Source organism: Tateyamaria sp. GN1-10, assembly GCF_055693845.1.
Map to the genome: position 1 here is coordinate 439,993 of NZ_JBVFUR010000004.1, position 21,602 is coordinate 461,594.

23 protein-coding genes are annotated in these 21,602 nt (G+C 60.2%); 12 read left to right on the plus strand and 11 right to left on the minus strand.

Annotated elements, in window-relative coordinates:
* Window positions 1-477 precede the first annotated feature (477 nt).
* Window positions 478-741: a 30S ribosomal protein S20 gene (rpsT, locus tag ACZ1HN_RS04010; RefSeq protein ID WP_299203452.1), complete on the minus strand. Its 264-nt coding sequence runs from the start codon at window positions 739-741 to the stop codon at window positions 478-480.
* Window positions 742-904: 163 nt separating this feature from the next.
* Here rpsT and ACZ1HN_RS04015 point away from each other — a divergent pair, with 163 nt between their 5' ends.
* Window positions 905-1,090, plus strand: a complete 186-nt coding sequence (locus tag ACZ1HN_RS04015; protein ID WP_189367178.1) for a hypothetical protein — start codon at window positions 905-907, stop codon at window positions 1,088-1,090.
* 57 nt (window positions 1,091-1,147) lie between these two features.
* Here ACZ1HN_RS04015 and ACZ1HN_RS04020 read toward each other — a convergent pair whose 3' ends face one another.
* Both ACZ1HN_RS04020 and mutM read right to left on the minus strand, forming a co-directional pair.
* Entirely contained in the window at window positions 1,148-1,924 is a 777-nt protein-coding gene (locus ACZ1HN_RS04020) for an enoyl-CoA hydratase (protein WP_299700501.1), read from the minus strand.
* 65 nt (window positions 1,925-1,989) lie between these two features.
* Window positions 1,990-2,841 (minus strand): bifunctional DNA-formamidopyrimidine glycosylase/DNA-(apurinic or apyrimidinic site) lyase, encoded by an 852-nt coding sequence (gene mutM, locus ACZ1HN_RS04025; protein ID WP_472726560.1) that lies wholly within the window; start codon window positions 2,839-2,841, stop codon window positions 1,990-1,992.
* 92 nt (window positions 2,842-2,933) lie between these two features.
* Between mutM and ubiE the strand changes: the two genes are divergently transcribed.
* Window positions 2,934-3,680: a bifunctional demethylmenaquinone methyltransferase/2-methoxy-6-polyprenyl-1,4-benzoquinol methylase UbiE gene (ubiE, locus tag ACZ1HN_RS04030; RefSeq protein WP_472726561.1), complete on the plus strand. Its 747-nt coding sequence runs from the start codon at window positions 2,934-2,936 to the stop codon at window positions 3,678-3,680.
* Between the two features lie 64 nt (window positions 3,681-3,744).
* Window positions 3,745-5,277, plus strand: coding sequence for a 2-polyprenylphenol 6-hydroxylase (ubiB, locus tag ACZ1HN_RS04035; protein ID WP_472726562.1), 1,533 nt, complete (start codon window positions 3,745-3,747; stop codon window positions 5,275-5,277).
* A gap of 61 nt (window positions 5,278-5,338) precedes the next feature.
* Here the strand turns inward: ubiB and ACZ1HN_RS04040 are convergent, their stop codons facing one another.
* Entirely contained in the window at window positions 5,339-6,520 is a 1,182-nt protein-coding gene (locus tag ACZ1HN_RS04040; RefSeq protein ID WP_472726563.1) for an acetyl-CoA C-acyltransferase family protein, read from the minus strand.
* Between the two features lie 97 nt (window positions 6,521-6,617).
* On the opposite strand from ACZ1HN_RS04040, the gene ACZ1HN_RS04045 reads away from it, so the two are divergent.
* The 3 genes from ACZ1HN_RS04045 to tdh all read left to right on the plus strand — a co-directional run bounded on the left by ACZ1HN_RS04045 (window position 6,618) and on the right by tdh (window position 9,500).
* Window positions 6,618-7,178 (plus strand): helix-turn-helix domain-containing protein, encoded by a 561-nt coding sequence (locus ACZ1HN_RS04045; RefSeq protein WP_472726564.1) that lies wholly within the window; start codon window positions 6,618-6,620, stop codon window positions 7,176-7,178.
* 100 nt (window positions 7,179-7,278) lie between these two features.
* Window positions 7,279-8,463 (plus strand): glycine C-acetyltransferase, encoded by a 1,185-nt coding sequence (locus ACZ1HN_RS04050; RefSeq protein WP_472726565.1) that lies wholly within the window; start codon window positions 7,279-7,281, stop codon window positions 8,461-8,463.
* A complete protein-coding gene (gene tdh, locus ACZ1HN_RS04055) occupies window positions 8,463-9,500 on the plus strand; it encodes an L-threonine 3-dehydrogenase (RefSeq protein ID WP_472726566.1) in 1,038 nt (345 codons plus the stop codon). The genes ACZ1HN_RS04050 and tdh overlap by 1 nt, the downstream gene beginning before the upstream one ends.
* 351 nt (window positions 9,501-9,851) lie before the next feature.
* On the opposite strand, the gene ACZ1HN_RS04060 is transcribed toward tdh, so the two are convergent.
* From ACZ1HN_RS04060 to ACZ1HN_RS04080, 5 genes are all read right to left on the minus strand, one after another.
* On the minus strand, window positions 9,852-10,577 hold the full coding sequence (locus ACZ1HN_RS04060; RefSeq protein ID WP_472726567.1) for a metallophosphoesterase family protein: 726 nt from the start codon (window positions 10,575-10,577) through the stop codon (window positions 9,852-9,854).
* A 70-nt stretch (window positions 10,578-10,647) separates the two neighbouring features.
* Window positions 10,648-11,274: a LysE family translocator gene (locus ACZ1HN_RS04065; protein ID WP_472726568.1), complete on the minus strand. Its 627-nt coding sequence runs from the start codon at window positions 11,272-11,274 to the stop codon at window positions 10,648-10,650.
* Between the two features lie 39 nt (window positions 11,275-11,313).
* Entirely contained in the window at window positions 11,314-12,075 is a 762-nt protein-coding gene (locus ACZ1HN_RS04070; protein WP_472726569.1) for a Stf0 family sulfotransferase, read from the minus strand.
* Window positions 12,076-12,153: 78 nt separating this feature from the next.
* The gene (gene serA / locus ACZ1HN_RS04075; RefSeq protein ID WP_299700468.1) at window positions 12,154-13,746 is read right to left on the minus strand and encodes a phosphoglycerate dehydrogenase; all 1,593 of its coding nucleotides are present in this window, start codon (window positions 13,744-13,746) and stop codon (window positions 12,154-12,156) included.
* Window positions 13,747-13,808: 62 nt separating this feature from the next.
* Window positions 13,809-14,951 (minus strand): phosphoserine transaminase, encoded by a 1,143-nt coding sequence (locus ACZ1HN_RS04080; protein ID WP_472726570.1) that lies wholly within the window; start codon window positions 14,949-14,951, stop codon window positions 13,809-13,811.
* A gap of 159 nt (window positions 14,952-15,110) precedes the next feature.
* Here ACZ1HN_RS04080 and serB point away from each other — a divergent pair, with 159 nt between their 5' ends.
* Window positions 15,111-15,989, plus strand: a complete 879-nt coding sequence (serB, locus tag ACZ1HN_RS04085) for a phosphoserine phosphatase SerB (protein ID WP_299700456.1) — start codon at window positions 15,111-15,113, stop codon at window positions 15,987-15,989.
* 113 nt (window positions 15,990-16,102) lie between these two features.
* Window positions 16,103-16,417, plus strand: coding sequence for a YciI family protein (locus ACZ1HN_RS04090; RefSeq protein ID WP_299600907.1), 315 nt, complete (start codon window positions 16,103-16,105; stop codon window positions 16,415-16,417).
* A gap of 19 nt (window positions 16,418-16,436) precedes the next feature.
* On the opposite strand, the gene ACZ1HN_RS04095 is transcribed toward ACZ1HN_RS04090, so the two are convergent.
* Entirely contained in the window at window positions 16,437-17,429 is a 993-nt protein-coding gene (locus ACZ1HN_RS04095; protein WP_472726571.1) for an asparaginase, read from the minus strand.
* A gap of 175 nt (window positions 17,430-17,604) precedes the next feature.
* Here ACZ1HN_RS04095 and ACZ1HN_RS04100 point away from each other — a divergent pair, with 175 nt between their 5' ends.
* The 4 genes from ACZ1HN_RS04100 to ACZ1HN_RS04115 all read left to right on the plus strand — a co-directional run bounded on the left by ACZ1HN_RS04100 (window position 17,605) and on the right by ACZ1HN_RS04115 (window position 20,633).
* Entirely contained in the window at window positions 17,605-18,135 is a 531-nt protein-coding gene (locus ACZ1HN_RS04100; RefSeq protein WP_299203500.1) for an invasion associated locus B family protein, read from the plus strand.
* Between the two features lie 137 nt (window positions 18,136-18,272).
* A complete protein-coding gene (locus tag ACZ1HN_RS04105; RefSeq protein ID WP_299600915.1) occupies window positions 18,273-18,842 on the plus strand; it encodes a carboxymuconolactone decarboxylase family protein in 570 nt (189 codons plus the stop codon).
* Window positions 18,843-19,002: 160 nt separating this feature from the next.
* The gene (gene rlmN, locus ACZ1HN_RS04110; protein WP_472726572.1) at window positions 19,003-20,181 is read left to right on the plus strand and encodes a dual-specificity RNA methyltransferase RlmN; all 1,179 of its coding nucleotides are present in this window, start codon (window positions 19,003-19,005) and stop codon (window positions 20,179-20,181) included.
* 239 nt (window positions 20,182-20,420) lie between these two features.
* A complete protein-coding gene (locus tag ACZ1HN_RS04115) occupies window positions 20,421-20,633 on the plus strand; it encodes a hypothetical protein (RefSeq protein ID WP_299203509.1) in 213 nt (70 codons plus the stop codon).
* A 54-nt stretch (window positions 20,634-20,687) separates the two neighbouring features.
* Here the strand turns inward: ACZ1HN_RS04115 and ACZ1HN_RS04120 are convergent, their stop codons facing one another.
* Window positions 20,688-21,530, minus strand: a complete 843-nt coding sequence (locus tag ACZ1HN_RS04120) for an LOG family protein (protein ID WP_299600923.1) — start codon at window positions 21,528-21,530, stop codon at window positions 20,688-20,690.
* Window positions 21,531-21,602: the final 72 nt, after the last annotated feature.

Sequence of the window (21,602 nt, forward strand, 5' to 3'; positions counted from 1 at the left end):
CTGCCATTTCATACTCCGGCGATCTTCGGCTCGCCGGGTCAGCCCGCACCAAGTCTCAGGATGATCAAAACACGGCCACTGCCAACGGCGTAGCTTTGATCCATTCGGATATTTACAGATGTGGCACATGCCGCTCCCGTGTTAGCCGGGTTTTCCGCACGTGCCGTCCGCACACCAAATATTTCTGACAGGTCGGGCAATGGCAGACACCATGCTCAAAATCGGATCAGACAACTTGTGTCATCCCCTACCCAGATACCGTGTACGTACCGTGCACAATGGTCTCTGGCCTGTCCCCCCAAGGCGGTCTCACGACTCGCCCTAGGTTGGTAGCAAGTTCGTGAGCGCGCCGTCCACAGAACTTAAAACTTGACTCAGCGATTCTGAAAAAGAATCTCTGCGTCCCTTGTTTTCATAGGAAAAACAAAAAAAGCGCCGCAAAATTGCGACGCTTCGTGTCTTCGTGCATTGGGGGAATTATCCCAGTGCTTTTACCCGTGCTGATAGGCGCGACATTTTGCGCGATGCGGTGTTCTTGTGATAAACACCCTTGGTGACACCACGCATCAGTTCAGGCTGTGCGACTTTCAGGGCTGCAGATGCCGCGTCTTTGTCACCCGAGGCAATCGCCTCTTCGACCTGGCGCAGATACGTGCGAATGCGCGACCGGCGCGCCTTGTTCACTTGGAAGCGTTTTTCGTTTTGACGGGCCCGCTTCTTGGCCTGAGGCGAATTTGCCATGTTATCTCGTCCCAATCTATTGGTGCGGTAGTTTCAGAAGCCGCGCAGATAGGCCGTTTGCAAACCAGAGTCAACGGCCTGTCCAGTACACTTGCTTTGAATCAAGAAAACGCCGTCGCGATGTGCTATGGTCCACCATAGCGAGAATCTGACGGAGGACGACATGACACAACCCTTGGCCACTTCTCAGTATGCCCATGCCCTGTATCGCGCCCATGGTGACAAGGCCGAAGCCGAGGTCGCGCAACGCGAACGGATTGCAATCGAAGCGGGGAAAATGAACGAGGCGCAAGACTGGCGCAAAGTCCGTGCATCGATTCGCCTGATCAGGGGCGCCAACCAGAAATAACGTGCACCATGAAACGACAGCCTGTGCAGGGTGATGTAACGTCATCCTGCACGGCGCTTACCGGTCGCGGAATTGCGCTTCGCGTTTTTCCAGGAACGCAGTCATGCCTTCCTTCTGGTCCTCAGTGGCAAAGAGCGAATGGAACACGCGGCGTTCGAACAGCAGCCCTTCGCGCAGCGGTGTCTCGAACGACCGGTTCACGGCTTCCTTAACGGCCATAACAGAAATCATCGACTTCTCGGCGATCTTCTCGGCCGCGCTCATTGCTTCGTCCATCAGCTTTTTGGCTGGGACCACGCGGCTGACCAGTCCGGACCGCTCCGCTTCTTCCGCATCCATGAAGCGGCCTGTCAGGTTCATGTCCATCGCCTTGGCCTTGCCCACGGCACGGGTCAGGCGCTGCGTGCCGCCGATGCCCGCCATCACACCCAGGTTGATCTCGGGCTGACCGAACTTGGCGGTGTCGGACGCAATGATGAAATCGCACATCATCGCCAGCTCGCACCCGCCGCCCAGGGCATAGCCGCTGACGGCAGCGATGACCGGCTTGCGGACGCGCACAATCGCATCTGTTTCCGGGCCAAACAGATCCTCGGTGAACACCTCAGTGTACGATTTGTCCTTCATCATTGCGATGTCGGCCCCGGCGGCGAACGCCTTTTCCGACCCGGTGATGACGATGCAGCGCACCTTGTCATTGGTCTGACACCCACCCATCGCGTCCGCCAGTTCCGACAGCAGTTGATCATTCAGGGCATTCAGCGCATCGGGACGGTTCAGGGTGACCTTCGCGATGTGGTCTTCTATTTCGACGATGATCGTCTCATAGGCCATGGGTCTGCCTTTGGTTTGTTGTGTTTCAAGTGGTAACGCTTATCACGGGCGGGGGCCGTTTCAAGCTAAGATTGGCACGACCTGCAGTAGAAAGACGACCGCCCTGACTGCACAATGCGCGTCACCTCGTGGGAACACCCCGGGGTGCGGCAAGGTTCCCCCTCGCGCCCGTAAACATCAAACCGATGTTGAAAATACCCAAGCTCTCCATCGGCTTGGCGGAAATCGCGCAGGGATGAACCACCGGCCTCAATCGCTTCGGCCAGCACGTCCCGAATGATCGGGACAAGGGCCGCGACACGTTGCTTGGAAATCCGCCCCGCCTTTCGCGTCGGCGAGATACCAGCCCGGTACAGCGCCTCGCAGACATAGATATTGCCCAATCCTGCAACGATTCTCTGATCGAGAAGCGCGGATTTCACGGGTGTGTTCTTGCCTTCGAAGGCCTCAACCAAGTGATCCTCGTTGAACGCGTTGCCCAGTGGCTCCGGCCCCAGTACAGCCAGCAGCTTGTGCTGATCGGCCGTAGCCGTATCCAGCAAATCCATCGCACCGAACCGGCGCGGATCGTTGAAGGTGATGCGCGCCCCGTTGTCCATATGCAGGACAACATGGTCATGTTTCTCTGCAGCCGGGTGCTCATGCACGAACTGCCCAAGCGGATCGCCAGAGACAAGCATCCGCCCCGACATCCCCAGATGGATCAGCAGCGTTTCGCTGCTCGCCAGATCGGCCAAAATATATTTCGACCGCCGCCGCAACCCTAGCACCTGCTGCCCACTCAACCGCTCGGCCATCCCGGCCGGAAACGGCCACCTCAGATCAGGTCGGTTCACATCGGCCCGCGCAATCACAGCGCCCTCCATCGTCGGGGCCAATCCCCGGCGGACAGTTTCAACTTCGGGCAGTTCGGGCATGTGCGCTGCTCCCTGCGGCAATTGGGCTACGTTGTGTATGCCTGCGAGCGGCCTATAACAAGGGCTGACAAAACAGAAAGACGCCTCTTCCCATGACCGATGACAAAACCACGCATTTCGGGTTTGAAACCGTTCCCGAGGGGGAAAAGGCCGGGCGTGTTCAGGGGGTCTTCAACTCGGTCGCCAGCAAATACGACATCATGAATGACGTGATGAGCGTCGGCATCCACCGCATCTGGAAAGAGGCGATGATGGATTGGCTGGCCCCGCGCCCCGGTCAAAAGCTGCTGGATGTCGCGGGCGGCACTGGCGACATCTCGTTCAAGTTTCTCAAACGTGCCGGTTACGGTCACGCAACCGTGCTGGACCTGACCGAACCCATGCTGGTCGAAGGCCGCAAGCGGGCCGAGGCGGACAAGATGGCCGACAGCCTTGATTGGGTGGTGGGTGATGCGATGGCCCTGCCTTTCGAGGACAACACGTTTGACGTCTACACCATCAGCTTCGGCATTCGGAACGTGACCCGCCCACAGGATGCGCTGGCCGAAGCCTATCGCGTGTTGAAACCCGGCGGTCGCCTGATGGTGCTGGAGTTCAGCCAGCTGCCGAATGAAGGCATGCAGAAGCTCTATGACCTTTACAGCTTCAACGTGATCCCCCGCATGGGCCAGATAATCGCGAATGACCGCGACAGCTACCAGTACCTCGTAGAGTCCATCCGCAAGTTCCCGGATCAGGACACGTTCCTGTCCATGATAAGGGATGCCGGTTTCGAGAACGCCAAGTACCGCAATCTGACGATGGGCGTTGCCTGCCTACACTCCGGGTGGAAAATCTGATGATTTTTCAATATCTTGTGGTTAAAATTGCGTTAAGCGCAAGTGTCCCCGCGGGGACAAACCCATGAGGGGGCCACACAATATCATCCGCCTGATCCGAACAGGCGCGACCCTTGAACGGGCCGGGGCCATGAACGTGGTGCTTGATGCCTTCGAAGCACCGCCTGCGCTGCGCTTTGTTGCCAAGGCTATGGCCAAGCCCTTCCGCTGGCTGGGCTACAAGGGCGACCCGTCGATGCCGCCAGCCATTCGCGCTCTGACGGCGCTGGGCCCGGCTTACATCAAATTCGGCCAGATCCTGTCGACCCGGCCCGACGTGGTGGGTGACGAACTGGCTGTTCAATTGCGTGTTCTGCAAGACAAGCTGCCCCCCTTCGCCGCTGCCGATGCCAAGGCAGAGGTCGAGCGGGAACTGGGTGTGCCGATAGACACATTGTTCTCCGAATTCAGCGAACCGGTTGCTGCTGCGTCCATCGCGCAAGTGCACAAGGCCAAGCTGGCGGACGAGGACAGGTTCGTCGCGGTCAAGGTCCTGCGCCCGGGCATCGAAAAGGCGTTCCAGAAAGACATCGACGCCTTCTATTTCGCGGCCAAGATCGTCGAGCTGTTTGCTCCCGCCGCGCGGCGTTTGAAACCCATGGACGTGATCGCGCATTTCGATGGCGTTGTGCAGGGAGAGCTGGACCTGCGCCTCGAATCCTCGGCCGCTGGTGAATTCGCGGCCAACACCGAAAAGGATGACGGATTTGCTTTGCCCAAGATCCGGTGGGAGTATTCGGGCCGCCGGGTCATGACGCTCGAATGGGCGGACGGTGTGCCCATGGGCGACAATGATGCCATAGATGCGGCGGGACACGACCGCGTCGACCTAAGCGAACGTGTGCTCAAACTGTTCCTTTTGCACGCGCTTCGTGATGGGTACTTCCACGCCGACATGCACCAGGGCAACCTTAAGGTCGCGCCCAATGGGGACATCATCGCCTACGATTTCGGGATCATGGGGCACATCGATGAATACACCCGCCGGGTCTATGCCCAGATCCTCTTTGGCTTCATCCGCAAGGACTACAAGCGCGTGGCCGAGGTGCATTTCGAAGCGGGCTACGTGCCAGCCGACAAAGATGTCGATGAATTCGCCCGCGCCTTGCGCGCAGTGGGTGAGCCGATCTTTGGCATGGACGCGTCCAAAATCTCGATGGGCAGGTTACTGGCCTACCTTTTCGAGGTCACAGAGCGCTTCGGCATGGAGACCCGGACCGAGCTTATCCTGTTGCAGCGCACCATGGTGGTGGTCGAAGGGGTTGCGCGATCCCTGAATCCGAACATGAACATCTGGCAGGTCGCGTCGCCCGTGGTGACGGACTACATTCAGAAATCCATCGGCCCGCGCGCGGTGGTCAAAGACTTGTATAACACCGCGCGCGTCCTGTCCCGATTTGGCCCGCGTTTGCCGCGCCTTGTCGAGCAAGCGCTGATCGCACAATCAAATCCCGCCCCTGAAAAGCGCAATGGTTTCTGGCGCTGGATTATACTGGCGGTTGTCATTGGCCTTTTGGCAGGGGGCGGTTTGACCCTCCTGATTGAAGCGCTGCTTTGATCTTCTTCTGACCAAAAATACGACGGGGGTCTGGGGGCTGGCCCCCAGTCCTGCAAATGCCTCAAGCGATCCGTTCAATCGCCAACGCGATGCCTTGGCCGCCGCCAATGCACATTGTGATCAAAGCCTTAGATCCGCCGATCCGCTCCAACTCATACAAAGCTTTCACAGTGATGATCGCACCGGTCGCACCCACTGGGTGACCCAGAGCAATCGCCCCACCGTTGGGGTTCACGCGGGCGGGATCAAAGCCGAGATCGTTGGACACCGCCAGGGCCTGCGCTGCAAAGGCTTCGTTCGATTCGATGACGTCGAAGTCCTCGGGTGAGAGGCCGGTGCGCTCCAGCAGGTTGCGAACCGCGGGAATGGGGCCGATGCCCATGACTTCGGGTCGAACACCCGCATGGGCATAGCCCAATATGCGTGCTTTCGGTTTCAAACCTGCCTGCTCAGCGGCGTCCGCAGTTGCCAGCACCACAGCACCAGCGCCGTCATTGATGCCCGAGGCGTTGCCCGCCGTGACCGATCCATCCTTCTGGAACACCGGGCGCAGCCCAGCCAGTGCCTCCATGCTGGTCGCTTTGGGATGTTCGTCGACTTCAAATGCAACTGTGTCGCGCTTGACCTTCACTTCGACCGGCGTGATCTGGCTGGCAAAGCGGCCATCCGCGATGGCGGCTGCCGCACGTTCCTGGCTATGCATGGCAAAGCTATCTTGATCGTCGCGAGAAATGCCGTGTTCCGCCGCCACGTTCTCGGCCGTCACGCCCATGTGCCCGGTGCCGAAGGGGCAATTCAATGCGCCCAGCATCATGTCGAGCGTCTTTACATCCCCCATCTTGGCACCCCAACGCTGGCTGGGGATGATGAAGGGTGAACGCGACATATTCTCGGCCCCGCCAGCAAGGCCAAAGTCCGCATCGCCCAGCATTAGAGACTGAATCACAGACACAATGGCCTGCACACCTGACCCGCACAGACGGTTCACATTCATGGCCGGGGTTGTGTCGGGCACGCCTGCTTGCATTGCTGCGACGCGGCTTAGGTACATGTCACGAGGTTCGGTGTTGATCACATGACCAAAGGCGACATGGCCAATCTGTCCGCCCTCGACTCCCGACCGTTCAAGTGCCGCCTTTGCGGCCACGGTGCCAAGGTCAATGGGTGTGGTGCCTGCAAGCGATCCGCCAAAGGTGCCGATGGCTGTGCGTGCGCCGTCCAGAAGTACGATGTCTTGGGTCATGATGATCCTCCCTTTGTGTCCTGATATGACGATGGGTCGGTCGCATGTCAGCCCCTTGGGCTTGACTTGGACGCAACGGCATTGGCATCACTCCGTCATGACGGAAAATACTGACGCTATATTGTCGCTTTTGCCGACTCGCCTGAAGGATGCGCGGCGGGCGCAGGGGCTATCCTTGGACGCCGTGGCGAAACTGTCGGGCGTGTCCAGGTCGATGGTGAGCCAGATCGAACGGGGTGAGTCTTCGCCCACGATTGCGACGCTTTGGAACCTGACCCGCGCTCTTCAGGTCGATTTTGCTGGTTTGCTCGATGAAGGCGCTGCGAAACGGATCGAGGTGCTGCGCACGGCGGATGTGCCAAGTATCGAGAACCGGGGCGCGGGCTGCACCATTCGCATTCTCAGCCCACCTGAAGAAGCCGGGCGGCATGAAGTCTATGAACTACGCTTTGTCGAGGGCGGTGTGCTGGACAGCCAACCCCATGCCCGTGGCGCGCGCGAGCATCTGACCGTGATCGAGGGCAAGCTGCGTGTGACCAGCGGCGGCGCATCTGAGAAGGTGGGGCAGGGGGATACTGCCCGCTATGCCGCTGATGTGCCGCACCGGATCGAGGCGGACCGGCCCGCGCGGGCGTTCCTGGTCGTGCAGGACTCGTAGGCACAAATCCGCTTTCACGGATTTATGTCCGCAATTATGAAATCCGCTCTACCGGAATCACCTCCGGTATGTTAGATTTTTCTGCAAAGGAGCATCCGACATGACCCAAGCGTTTCTCACCCATCTGACCGATACCCTGGCCCAGATCGAGGCGGACGGGATGATGAAACGCGAGCGCGAAATCACCTCGCCCCAGGGTGGCCGGATCGACGTGGGTGGGCGCGAGGTGTTGAACCTGTGTGCCAATAATTACCTTGGGCTGGCTGATCACCCTGACCTGATTGCCGCTGCCAAGGGTGCGATGGACACACATGGGTTCGGCATGGCCTCGGTCCGGTTTATATGTGGCACGCAGGATTTGCACCGGGAGTTGGAGCAGCGTCTGGCCCGCTTTCTAGGCAAGGATGATGCCATCCTGTTTGCTGCGTGTTTTGACGCCAATGGCGGGTTGTTTGAGCCGCTCTTGGGGCCAGAGGATGCGGTCATTTCGGACGCGCTGAACCATGCGTCGATCATTGATGGTATCCGGCTGTGTAAGGCGAAACGCTATCGCTATGCCAACAGCGACATGGACTCTCTGGAAAAGCAGTTGCGCGCGGCCAAGGCGGATGGTGCGCGGCATATCATGATTGCGACCGACGGTGTGTTTTCTATGGATGGTTATCTGGCGAAGCTGCCCGAGATTGCTGCGCTGGCCCGCAATTTCGGTGCGTTGGTGATGGTCGATGATTGTCATGCCACGGGATTCATGGGGCCGCAGGGCGAAGGCACCCCGGCCCATGCGGGCGTGGACGTGGATATTCTGACCGGCACGCTGGGCAAGGCGCTGGGCGGGTCCATTGGTGGCTACATCGCGGGACCCCAGCCGGTGATTGACCTGTTGCGCCAGCGTGCGCGGCCTTACCTATTTTCCAACTCCCTGCCGCCCGCAGTTGTGGCCGCAGGGATCGAAGCGATCCGGTTGGTGGAGGAGGGCGACGATTTGCGCGCGCAGTTGTTTGATAACGCAGCCTACTGGCGCGCGGGGCTGGAGCGGTTGGGGTTCGAGCTGCTGCCCGGAGAGCATCCGATTATTCCCGTCATGTTGGGCGAGGCGCAGTTGGCGCAGGACATGGCGGCGCGGCTGTTTGACGAGGGCGTTTATGTGTCGGGTTTCTTCTTCCCGGTCGTGCCGCGCGGGCAGGCGCGCATTCGCACGCAGATGAATGCCGCTTTGACCCGCGCCGACTTGGATCGCGGGCTTGCTGCGTTCGAGGTGGCGGGCAAAGCCCTTGGGGTAATCTGATGCGTAACACGATGAAAGCATTAGAGAAAACCCATCCCCGTGAAGGGTTATGGTCAGTCGAGGCACCGGTGCCGGAGATCGGGCATGATGACGTGCTGATCCGGGTGAAGAAAACCGGGATTTGCGGGACCGATATCCATATCTGGAACTGGGATGAGTGGGCCTCGGCCACTGTTCCGACGCCTTTGATCACCGGACATGAATTCGCGGGTGAGATCGTGGATATGGGTCGGAATGTGGATAGTCTGGCCCTCGGGCAGCGGTGTTCGGGTGAGGGGCATCTGATCGGCAAGACGTCCCGCCAGAGCCGAGCGGGCAAGTTCCACCTAGACCCGGCGACGCGGGGGATCGGGGTGAACGAGCAGGGGGCCTTTGCCGAGTATCTGCGCTTGCCTGCGTTCAATGTAGTCCCTTTGCCCGATGAGATCGACGACGATATCGGCGCCATTCTGGACCCGTTGGGCAATGCGGTGCATACCGCCTTGTCCTTTGATTTGATTGGAGAAGATGTGCTGGTGACGGGTGCCGGTCCGATCGGGATCATGGCCGCTGCCGTGGCCCGGCACGCTGGCGCGCGGCATGTGGTGATCACCGATGTGAACCCGGACCGGTTGCGCCTTGCCACCCACGTCGCGGACGTGGTGCCGGTCAATGTAGGGCATCAGGATCTGGCCGAGGTGGTGTCAGGGCTGGGTATGACGCAGGGGTTCGATGTTGGCCTTGAGATGTCCGGGAACCAGGTCGCGTTGGACCAGATGGTCGAGGCGATGACCATGGGTGGCCGCATTGCGATGCTGGGGATTCCGCCCGGAAAATCTCCCGTCGATTGGAGCCGGATCGTGTTCAAGGCCATCACCATCAAGGGTGTCTATGGACGCGAGATTTTCGAGACATGGTACAAGATGATCGCGATGCTGCAGAACGGGCTGGATGTGTCGGGGGTCATCACGCACCGGTTCAAGGCGGCGGAGTTTGAGGCCGGATTCGCGGCTATGAAATCGGGGTCCTCGGGTAAGGTTGTTCTGGATTGGACCTGAGCACCGTGCGCTGCGTTAATCCGAGATTTGCGTGGACGGCAGGGTGTGCATGTGGCCCTGTTTCTGGCGAAACTGCGCATTTTGACGGTGAAACTGCGGTCTTTGCCACGGGTGAAACAGATGGGTTTCGGACCGGTTTGACGAAACTGCGTATTTTTGCCGCTGAAACTGCGTGTTTCGTGAACCTTCTGCCTAAATAGCTGATTCGAATAGTTAATCCGTGGCGCTGTGTCGCAGGCAGTGGCGGGGTGAACCCCGCCTTACAGACGCAGAATGACCAAGGGCGCAGTCGTGCAGCAGGATTGGATGTAAGGCGCATCTTGATGCGCCGGGGCGGAGGATACCTCCGCCTTACGGTTTGAGCAGGAGACGTCCCGTATCCGTCAGAAGCCAAGCAGTGTCTTCTTCGAACACGGCGGCTGTCAGGGGGCGGCCATATCCTGCGCCAGTATCAAGGTTGATCCGGTTGCCGTAATGCGTCGCTGCGTCGACCGGCGTGTGTCCGTGCACGATCAGTTTGGGGTGGTTGGCGTCGCTGTTGTGAAATTCCTGCCTGATCCAGAGCAAGTCTTCCTCGGTCTGATCGGTGAGTGCCACGCCGGGACGGATACCAGCGTGTACGAACATCAAATCGCCAATTATGTGGGTCAGTTGAAGGCTTCGCAGGAAGTCGAGGTGGTTTTGGGGCACGGCGGCCTTTGCATCAGCTTGCACGTCCTTTTCACGGCGTTGTCCAGAGGCATCCACCCCGTAGGAGGCCAGCGTCGTGTTGCCGCCAAGCCGGTCGTGCAGCCAGTAAAGTTCGACCATCATATGAGGGTCGTGCCGGATCGGATTGGCCATGAACCACTCGAACATGCGGTCGTGATTGCCTTTTAGGAACGTCCAGTTCCGGCCTGCGTCGCGCCCTTCTATCAACGTATCAAGCACAGCCCGGCTGTCGGGTCCCCGGTCGGTGTAGTCCCCCAGAAAGATGATCTGAGCCTCTTTGCCCCCGTCTGCTTCGATCAGGGACAGGACACGGTCCAGTTCGGCCTTTTGGCCGTGGATGTCGCCAATGGCATAGGTGGGTGTCATGGGCGGCCTTTCGAGCGGGAGGAGGCGGAGAACACCTCCGCCTTACGGGGTTTGTGTTTGGGAGTGAACTTTAGCGATCAAGGGCGACCGTCAGGCCGAGACCGACGAGGATGGAGCCGCCCAGCGCTTTGACTCTTGCGCTGGCGCGGCTCGTATGTGCCAGCAGGCGGGACATGCGGTGAGCGAGGGCCACGCAGACAAGGTCGGCGCTGGAAAAGACGACGTTTACGACTGTGCCCAGGATCAACATTTGTGCCCAGATTGGGAGCGCGGCTGCCGGGTCAGAGAACTGTGGCAGGAACGCCATGAAGAAGAGCGCGGTTTTCGGGTTGAGGATTTCGACGATCATGCTTTGACGAAACGCGCGGGCCGGGTTGCTATCGCCTTGTGGTGCAGCGTTCACCCGCGCATTGCGTGTTCGGATCATCTGGAGACCGAGCCAGATCAGGTAGGCTGCCCCGATCAGTTTCAGAGCCACATAAAGTGGCGGCACCAGTTCAAACAAGAGTGCGAGTCCGAAGGCTGCTGCCAGCACGTGGACATAGCCCCCGACATGCAGACCCAGTGCCGCCATCAGCCCGGCGCGTGCGCCACGGGCCAGGGTTTGCGCCGTGGCGTAGAGCATGGCGGGACCGGGAATGTTGGCAAAGATCGCGGTGGCGATGAGAAAGGCGAGAAGTGTGTCGAAACCGGGCATGGGGTGACCTTAGGCGCTGGGCGTGGTTGTGCAAGCCACTCAGGCGTCCGTTTCGGATTTGAAGCGGGTGATCCAGTCTGCGCTGATGTCGTCGGAGAGTTTGGCCACGGCGGGTTGAACCGGCGCGCCCTGTGGCAGGTCGAGATGGTTGAGTGTCTGTGTGAGCGTCGCGGCAGGGTTTGCGGACAGCGTGTCGTAGTCGAGCCGCAGGGGCGTGATGGCCTGTTCTGTGAACCAATCCTCCCACGCTGCATCATAGCCTTTGACTGTCTCCACCTCTTGCGCGATGGCAGTTTGGTCATAGTGCAGTGGCTGCGGAGGTGCGGTGCGTTCCAGTTCCGACCCATCGGCGTTGCGGTGCCAGAGCCCGCTTTGACTGGCCCTCACCAGCGATACGGCCTGTGCCACTTTGTCCTTGCGGTGCAGGTGAATGTAGCGGGTCGGGCCGAATTGGGTTTCGACCGCTGCCTTGTCTGTTGTTGCGTCCGGGTGTGCGTCACGCAATTGATCAAAGAAGAACGGCGCGCTGTGGCGTTGGAGCCGGAGGCCGACGATGCCCGTATCGCCACGCCCCTGCGCGATGGCGTCTGCAAAGATGTCCGGGCGCGGTGTGTCCGGCGCAAGGCCGAGGCCTGCGCGCCATTTGTCCAGGTCGGGTTGGTGGAAGTAGGATTTTGGATGGCCCGCAACGCCGCTGTCGCGCAGCAGGGCGCACAGGAGTGTGCTGCCACTGCGGGGGCTTGTGCACAAGATATAGGCGCTGGGTGTCGGCATGGGCGTCTTCCAAGATGGATCGCCCATGCCTTTAGTTCAGTTCGGTGACAATCGTAAGGCGGAGGTGTCCTCCGCCCCGCGCGTCAGGCCCGGGTCAGGCCCAGGTCAAGCCACGTCGAAGGCCAGCGGTTTGACCTGCGTGAACATGCCTGTCCCCTCGAGTGTTTTCAGCACGTCCGTGGGGATCGGATCGTCGACATAGAGCAGTGCGATGGCTTCGCCCGCGATGGCCGCGCGGCCAAGGGTAAAGTTCGCGATATTCACGCCATTCTTGCCCATCGTGTTGCCCAGAAGGCCGATGATGCCCGGAACGTCCTCGTTCGTGGTGTAGAGCATGTTGGCCCCGATCTCGGCATCGATATTGATGCCCTTGATCTGGATGAAGCGCGGTTTGCCATCCGAGAACACGGTGCCCGCGACGGAGCGTTCGCGCTTGTCGGTGACGACGGTGATCTTGATGTACCCTTCGAAGGCACCGGATTGGTCCTGGTTCGTGGTGCTGATCTGGATACCACGTTCCTTGGCGACCACAGGGGCCGAGACCATGTTCACGTCCGGGTTGGCGCGCTTCATGATGCCCGCGATCACGCCGCAGTTCAGCGCGTCGAGGTTCATTTCGGACACGACGCCGTCATAGAGGATGTTGATCGCCTTGATCGGCTCGTCCGTCATCTGGCCGGTGAAGCTGCCCAAGTGACCGGCGAGCTTGACCCATGGGCCCATGACTTTCGCCTCTTCCGCTGTGACCGATGGCATGTTGAGTGCGTTTTCGACGGCCCCGGTGAGCAGGTAGTTCGCCATCTGCTCGGCCACTTGCAGGGCGACGTTTTCCTGCGCTTCGGTTGTAGCGGCACCGAGGTGGGGCGTGACAACAACGTTGGGCAGGTTGAAGAGCGCGTTTTCCTTGGCGGGTTCTTCGGCAAAGACGTCAAAGGCCGCACCGGCCACGTGGCCGGATTTGAGCGCTTCGGCGAGGGCCGCTTCGTCTACGAGGCCGCCGCGCGCGCAGTTGATGATCCGGACACCAGGTTTCATCATGGCGATGCGTTCGGCGGTGATCATGTTGGCCGTTTGCTCGGTCTTGGGCACGTGCAGCGTGATGAAGTCGGCGCGCTTGATCAGGTCCTCAAGCTCAACCTTTTCAACGCCCATCTTGTCGGCTTTCTCTTCCCCCAGGAAGGGGTCGTAGGCGAGGACTTTCATCTTGAGCCCGCGCGCACGGTCGCAGACGATGCCACCGATGTTGCCCGCGCCGATCACGCCAAGGGTCTTGCCCGTCAGCTCGGTGCCCATGAACTTGGACTTTTCCCATTTGCCCGCGTGGGTGGAGGAGCTGGCTTCGGGAATTTGCCGTGCGACGGCGAACATCATCGCGATGGCGTGTTCGGCCGTCGTGATCATGTTGCCGAAGGGCGTGTTCATGACGATCACGCCCTTTTTCGACGCTGCTTCCTTGTCGATGTTGTCGGTGCCGATGCCTGCACGGCCGATGACCTTGAGGTTGGTCGCGTTCTTCAGGATCGTTGGCGTGACCTTGGTCGCCGACCGGATGGCGAGGCCGTCATACTGGCCGATCACTTCGGCCAGCTTGTCTTTGTCCTTGCCGAGATCGGGTTCGAAATCGACCTCGATCCCGCGGTCGCGGAAGATTTGGACGGCGGCGTCTGACAGCTTGTCGGAGATGAGTACTTTGGGCATTTTCGTGTCCTTGCAGGTGGCGGGGTGAACCCCGCCCTACGGAGATGGGGGTAGGGCGGGCTTCAGCCCGCCGCGATTTCGGTCTCAAACGCGTGGGCGAGCCAGGGCAGCATTGCTTGGATGTCTGCTGTCTCGACCGTGCCGCCGCACCAGATGCGCAGGCCCGGAGGGGCGTCGCGGTAGGCGCCGATGTCGAGGGCCACGTTTTCATCCGCGAGCCGCTTGGCGACGGCCTTGGCGAAGGCGGCCCCGTCGGTGATCCGGCCGTCGGTGAACTTGAGGCAGACGGAGGTGGTCGACCGCGTCACGGGGTCGACAGCCAGGTTGTCGATCCAGTCATGTTGATCGCAGAAATCCCAGACCGCTCGCGCGTTCGCCTCGGCGCGCCCGATCAGCCCTTGCAGGCCACCGACGGACCGCGCCCAGTTCAGGGAGAAGAGGTAATCCTCAACCGCCAGCATCGACGGTGTGTTGATGGTTTCCCCAACAAAAATCCCCTCGATCAGCTTGCCGCCCTTGGTCAGCCGAAAGATTTTGGGCAGCGGCCATACGGGCGTGTACGATTCCAACCGTGCAACTGCACGGGGGCTGAGGATCAGCATGCCGTGGGCCGCTTCGCCGCCCAGCACCTTTTGCCAAGAGAACGTGGTTACATCAAGCTTGTCCCAGGGCAGGTCCATGGCGAAGGCGGAGGAGGTGGCGTCACAGAGGGTCAGCCCTGCGCGGTCTGCGGGGATTGCGTCGCCGTTGGGCATCCGGACGCCGGACGTGGTGCCGTTCCAGGTGAAGCAGACATCGTGGTCGTAGTTCAGGGCGGCCATATCCACGATCTGCCCATAGTCGGCGGTGTGGACGGTGTGTTCGATTTTCAACTGCTTGGCCACGTCCGTGACCCAGCCCGCGCCGAAGCTTTCCCATGCGACCATCTCGGCGTGTCGTTCGCCCAGGAGCGACCACATCGCCATTTCATAGGCGCCGGTGTCGGAGGCGGGCACGATGCCGATCTTGTAGTCGGCGGGGACGCCGAGGATCTCGCGCGTGTCCTCGATCGCTTGCTTCAGCTTTGATTTGCCCTCGGCGGCACGGTGCGAGCGGCCAAGGGGCGCGTCGGCGAGAGCGTCAAGTGTGTGGGTGGGGGGTTTGGCGCAAGGGCCAGAGGAAAAACGCGGATTTGCCGGCCGCGTGGCCGGAGCAGTGGTAGCCATTGATGTTATCCTTGCAGATATTCGCCCTTCGTTGGGGAAGGGTGTCCCACCGCCGCATTTACGGGTGCAGGCGGGGTGGTGCAACCGGGAATGCGGAGCTATAGCGCCGCTTGAACATTTATTTGCGACATCCGCGTCGCGTATCGGAAACTGACCCTTATGTTTGTTTGCACCCTGTTAACGGATCCCGCCAACCCGTCGCTGGACCCCGCCTTGATCGACAACCTGCGCAATGCGTGGGCCGGTGGGGATGTGCAGTGGCTGGCCGTAGATGAGGCGGCGGCCTTTTCCCTGCCATCCATCCCGGACAATCGGTGGGATGTCTGGGCGGATGTGCAAAAGATGGGTGTTGATCTGGTGATCCTGCCGATGGAGGGCCGCCGCAAGAGGATGCTGCTGGCCGATATGGACAGCACCATGATCCAGCAGGAGTGCATCGACGAGCTAGCGGATGTGGCCGGGGTTGGCGACCGGGTGAAGGATATTACGGCCCGCGCCATGAATGGCGAGTTGAACTTTGAAGCCGCGATCCGGGAGCGGGTGGGGTTGCTGAAGGATTTGCCTGAAGACGTGATTGGTCAGGTTCTGGAGGAGCGCATCACCCTGATGCCCGGTGGCCCGACTTTGTTGGCGACCATGAAGGCGCATGGGGCTTATGCCGCACTGGTGTCGGGTGGGTTTACCGCCTTTACCGCGGCTGTTGCGGCCAAGTTGGGGTTCGATGAGAACCGGGCGAATACGTTGCTGGCCGCAGGCGGCGTGCTGACGGGTGAGGTTGGTGTGCCGATCCTGGGGCAGCAGGCCAAGGTGGATGCGTTGGAAGAGATTACCGGACGCCTCGGTCTGTCCGAAGACGACGTGCTGGCCGTCGGTGATGGGGCCAATGACCTCAAGATGTTGGGGCGTGCTGGATTGGGTGTGGCCTTGCACGCAAAACCTGCTGTGGCGGCACAATGTGATGTGCGGGTGAACTTCGGCGATCTGACTGCGCTGTTGTACCTTCAGGGCTATGCGCGGTCTGAATTTGTAAGCGTTTGAAAGGGGCTCTGCCCCTCGGCCTTGCGGCCTCACCCCGTGGTATTTGCAGTCAGAAGAAACGGTATGCCACGAATCGTGGTATTCTGGACCCAGCCAACAGGGAGGGACCGGGGATGCCGGATTTCATTTTTGCCTATCATGGAGGGACGATTCCCGAGACCGAGGAAGAGGGCCAGAAGGCCATGGCGGCTTGGGGTAAGTGGTTCGAGGGTATGGGCGCGGCCGTTGTGAACGGTGGCAATCCGGTGGGGCAGTCGATGACTGTCAGCGCGTCGGGGGTTGCCGGGGATGGCGGGGCCAATCCCATTTCCGGTTACACCATTGTGCGGGCTGACACGCCTGAAGCTGCTTGCGAGATGGCGAAGGGGTGCCCGATCGTCGCTAACGGATCTGGCTCGATCGAGGTCGCGCCGATTGTTGAGATGTAAGGCGGAGGTGTCCTCCGTCCTAGAGTAGGGTGGGCGCGGCGCGCATGTGGCCGGTTTCCAGACCGTCCCAGTTGCGGATGGGTGCGCTGGTGTAAGCGAGTGCCTCGGGATGGTTCGGATCCAGTGCGCCCAGCCTTACGAGGATTTGCGCGATGGCGCATTCGGCGGCGCGGGTGGCGCCGTCCGTGATTTTGAGTGCGACGCCCATTTTCTGCTCTGGCAGAATCGCGACGAAAAACCCTTCGGCTCCGGTTTTGATCGCGACCTTTCCGTCCATGGCGCGCATCAGGCGGGTGCAGGCGCGTCCTTCGCCCGCGACGAGGTCGGGGTGGGCCCCCATGGCGTGGCGCAACTGTCCTTCGGCGCTGTCTGTGTCTGCGCTGGCGAAATGGGCCATGGCGCGGGCCATGCCGTGCAGTGTGCAGGCGAAGTTGGGGGCCGAGCAACCGTCGATGCCGAAGCCGGGGGAGGTTTCGCCTGTGGTGCGTTCGAACGCCTCAAGGCACGCCTTTTGCACGGCGTGGTCGGGGTCAACATAGTCGGCGCCTGCGCCCAAGTGTTTGGCGAGCGTGAGGAAACCCGTGTGTTTGCCGGAGCAGTTGTTGTGGATGCGGCAGGGTGTTTCACCTGCACGGATCATGGCGTTGCGCTCTGCGTTATCGCGCGATTCCTGCGGGCCGCATTTGAAATCGCCATCTGCACATCCGATGGCGGACAGCCACGCGCCGACCTTGTTCGTATGTATCGGGGCACCTTGATGTGAGGCACAGGCAAGGGCCAGGTGTTCGGGCGTCAGGCTGTGCGCCGCAGCCGCGCCACTTTCCAGAAGGGGCAGGGCCTGGACCATTTTTGCGGATGAGCGGGGCAGCACGACCGTTTCGGGCACACCCCATGCCTCAACGATCTGGCCGCTGTCGTCACAGACCACCGCGTGGCCCTGATGCGCGCTTTCGAGGAAGGCTCCGCGCCAGATTTCGGCCAGTGTGACCGCCCCATGGGCAGGATGCGTCATCTTTCCCTCACTTCTTGGCGATTTCCTGCCAATTATTCTTTCCTGCGTCGCGCGTTTCGCGCTAATATGCCACTTGTCGAGAAGAAACGCCGCCCTTGCAAGAGAATGCGCTGAAAACGGCGCGCCCGGGGACGGTGCAGGTATTGAGGTTTCGGACAGCTTGGAGGCTGTGGTTATGGCATTTAGGAAGACAGTTATCGGTTTGGTCGGCGCACTCTCGCTTATTGCGGGAACGGCCGTTGCCCAGGATCAGAGCACGAACCGCGTTGCGGCGAAAACCGATTGGAGCGTTTTTGTCGAGGATAACCCGACAGAATGCTGGGGTGTGGCAACGCCCAAGGAAGTGATCAACACCCGCGAAGGCCGCGTTGTGGCGGCCACGCGTGGGCAGATCCTGCTGATGGTGTTCTATCGTCCGAGCGCGGAGGCCAAGGGCCAGTTGGCTTTTACCGGCGGATATCCGTTCCGGTCCGGATCGACCGTGAACGTGAATATCAGTGGCAACGAGTTTGAACTGTTCACCGAAGGTGAATGGGCTTGGCCTGCAACGGCTGCGGATGATTCCAAGATTGTCACCGCGATGAAGCGTGGCGCCGAGGCGGTTGTCACCGGGATTTCCAGCCGTGGCACCACAACCAAGGATACGTTTTCGTTGCTGGGCTTCACGGCTGCGGTTGAGGATGCCGAGGCGCGCTGCGGCGGCTGATTTCCCGCGCAATTGCAATTCACAAGACCGAGAGGGGCTGTGCAGTGATGCACGGCCCCTTTGGCTATCTCCGCAGTTTGGAACTGTACGGTACCTTACTATCTCCCACTGCGTCCTAACGCAAAAAGGAGATCACCATGGTCACAACAACGGTTCACACGCTTGAGACGGCCCCCGACGCCTCGAAGCCCTTGCTGGAAAACTCGATCAAGGCCTTTGGCCGTCTGCCCAGCCTGCATGGCGTGATGGCGGAAAGCCCCGGTCTGCTGGAAGGATATCAGCACCTGCACCGCCTTGCGATCAACGGCACCGCCTTTACCCCCGAAGAGCGGACCGTGGTTTGGATGACTGTGAATGTCGCCAACGCCTGTCACTATTGCGTGCCCGCGCATACCGGCATCGCAAAGATGGAGAAGATCAACGAGGATGTCGTGAACGCTCTGCGGGACGAAACACCATTGCCCGCCAAGCTGGAAGCGCTGCGCACCTTTACGCTGGCCATCCGTGACACCCATGGTCGACCGGGTGCGGATGCCATCGCGGCGTTCGAAGCTGCCGGGTATGGCGAGCGCGCGATCCTCGACACCGTTCTGATCTATGCGCAGAAGGTGATGTCCAACTTTACCAATGCGCTGTTTGAGACACCGACCGATGCGGCCTTTGCCCCGTTTGCGTGGGAACCGAAGAAAACGGTTGCGGCTGAGTGAGATGTCGGACTGGGGGCCAGCCCCCAGACCCCCGAGGTATTTCAAGCCAGAAGAAAGAGCAGTGGTTTGGGCCGCCGCTCTTTTTTCATTTGGGCGAATCCTTTTGATTGCCCCTGCTTTTCCTATATAGGGGCGCATCACCCTAATTATGGATAGAGCCATGGCTGACGCGCCGATCACGCAGGATGTTTTGACGATCCCCCGGAAACTGCCGGAGGGACCTGTGAACCTTGTTGGTCTGACCCGTCCGCAATTGCGGGATGTGTTGATCGCTCATGGCACGCCGGAAAAGCAGGCCAAGATGCGTGTGGGGCAGATCTGGCAATGGATCTATCAATGGGGCGTGCGTGATTTTGATGCGATGACGAACCTGTCCAAGGTGTATCGCGCCGCGTTGGCAGAGAAGTTTGTTATCGAGATCCCCGAGGTTGTGTCGAAGCAGGTGAGCGTTGACGGCACGCGCAAGTGGTTGGTCCGTATTGCCGGTGGGCATGAGGTTGAGGTTGTCTATATCCCAGAAGAGGATCGCGGAACGCTGTGCGTGTCGTCCCAGGTTGGGTGCACGCTGACCTGTTCGTTCTGCCACACCGGCACGCAAAAGCTGGTGCGCAACCTGACAGCGGCAGAGATTGTCGGGCAGGTGATGATGGCGCGCGACGATCTGGATGAGTGGCCGGTGCCGGGCGCGCCAAAAGATGAGACGCGGCTGTTGTCGAACATTGTGCTGATGGGCATGGGCGAGCCGCTCTATAATTTTGAGAACGTCCGTGATGCGATGAAGATTTGCATGGACGAGGAGGGCATTCAGTTGTCCCGTCGTCGGATCACGTTGAGTACGTCAGGCGTCGTGCCGGAGATTGAGCGCACTGCGAACGAGATTGGCTGCCAGCTTGCCGTGTCCTTCCATGCGACCACCGATGACGTGCGGAACACGCTGGTGCCGATCAACAAGCGCTGGAATATCGAGGCGCTGCTTGAGGCCTTGAAAGCCTATCCGCGCGGCCGCAATTCCGAACGGATCACCTTTGAATACGTGATGCTGGATGGTGTGAACGATACGGACGCAGATGCACATCGGCTGGTGAAGTTGCTGGAAGGTATTCCGGCCAAGGTGAACCTGATCCCGTTCAACGAATGGCCCGGCGCGCCCTACAAGCGGTCGTCGAACAATCGCATTCGCGCCTTTGCCAACATTATTTACAACGCGGGCTACGCAAGCCCGATCCGCACCCCGCGGGGCGAGGATATTCTGGCGGCCTGTGGTCAGTTGAAGTCGGCGACCGAACGCGCACGCAAGAGCCGCAAGGAAATTGCGGCGGAGGCCGGATTGAACAGTTAGTTCGGCCACTCGGCAGGTGCTCCATTCCATTTCGTCGGGTCCAGACGACTGGGTTTGTTTCCAAAGTGGCACCTTTCGACCTGCGTTGGCCCGCCAAGTTTCCGGAAAACATGGCGTTCTTGACAACGCATGCGTGTAACTGTTCGCGAAATGGTCACAATCTTTTCCTGTTTGCGCGCCAATGGCGCCATGGTGCGTTGGCATGACAGGCTCAGGGAAAAGGGAATGGAGTGACTGTTATGTCGATGATTTTTGCACAAGACCGCTTTCAAGAAGCGCAGGTTTTGGACCTTGTAAGCCGCGAGCGCAGCCAGGCGCTGTCGCGTCGTGAGTGGATGCACCGGCTGGCCGGGTATGGTTATTGCATTCGTGAAACCGAGACCGGTGACGTTGTGGAAACGCTGCCGCATCGTGTGGCTGTCTGCAAACTGCCCACCGAACTCGCAGCCTGAACGCAAGATACCTTTGTGTTGGTCGCGTTTCGCGCGGCCAGGACCGGGCTGTTGTTACCGGCCGGGGACTTCACCGCGCTTGGTGGTCGGCCCCCAGTTGTCGATTACGTCAATCGCTTCCTCTGCGCTGTCCACGAAGCGAAACAGGTCCAGATCGTCGGCCGAGATCGTGCCGGCGTCTGACAGCGCATCCCAGTTGATGATTTTCTCCCAGAATGCCTTGCCGAACAGCAGGAAAGGGATGCGTTCCATCCGGCCTGTTTGAATTAGGGTGAGGGATTCAAAAAGCTCATCCAATGTGCCGAACCCGCCGGGAAAGACGCAGATCGCGCGTGCCCGCATCAGGAAGTGCATCTTGCGGATGGCGAAGTAGTGGAAGTTGAAGCTGAGGTCAGGTGTCACGTAGTGATTGGGCGCCTGTTCAAAGGGCAGCACGATGTTGAGCCCGATGGAGTGCCCGCCTGCATCGACCGCCCCGCGGTTGCCCGCCTCCATCACGCCGGGGCCGCCGCCCGTGACGATGACGTTTTCACGGCCGCCGCTTTCAATCGACTTTTCTGTCATTAGCCGGGAAAAGCTGCGCGCCTCGTCATAGAAAGACGACAGGTCGGCCAGTGTCTGGGTGCGTGCGTCGTCCTTGTTCACCGGGTCGGGGATGCGTGCGCCGCCGAACAGGACGATTGTTGATTCAATCCCCTGTTCATTCATCATCATCTCGGGCTTGAGCAGTTCAAGCTGCAGCCGGACGGGGCGCAGTTCGTCCCGACACAGGAATTCCGGATCGGCGAAGGCCAGTGGATAGGCGGGCGACCGGGTCTGTGGCGTGTCTGGTGCGCCTTCGGCCGCTTTGCGGTCTGTGTATGCGTCACGGAACGGGCTGCGGTGGTCGTCTTTCATTCTGTCTGCTCCTGTCAGGCTTCGACTAGGCGTAGCGTGCCATGCGGGCATTGCCCAGATATGATTGCATGG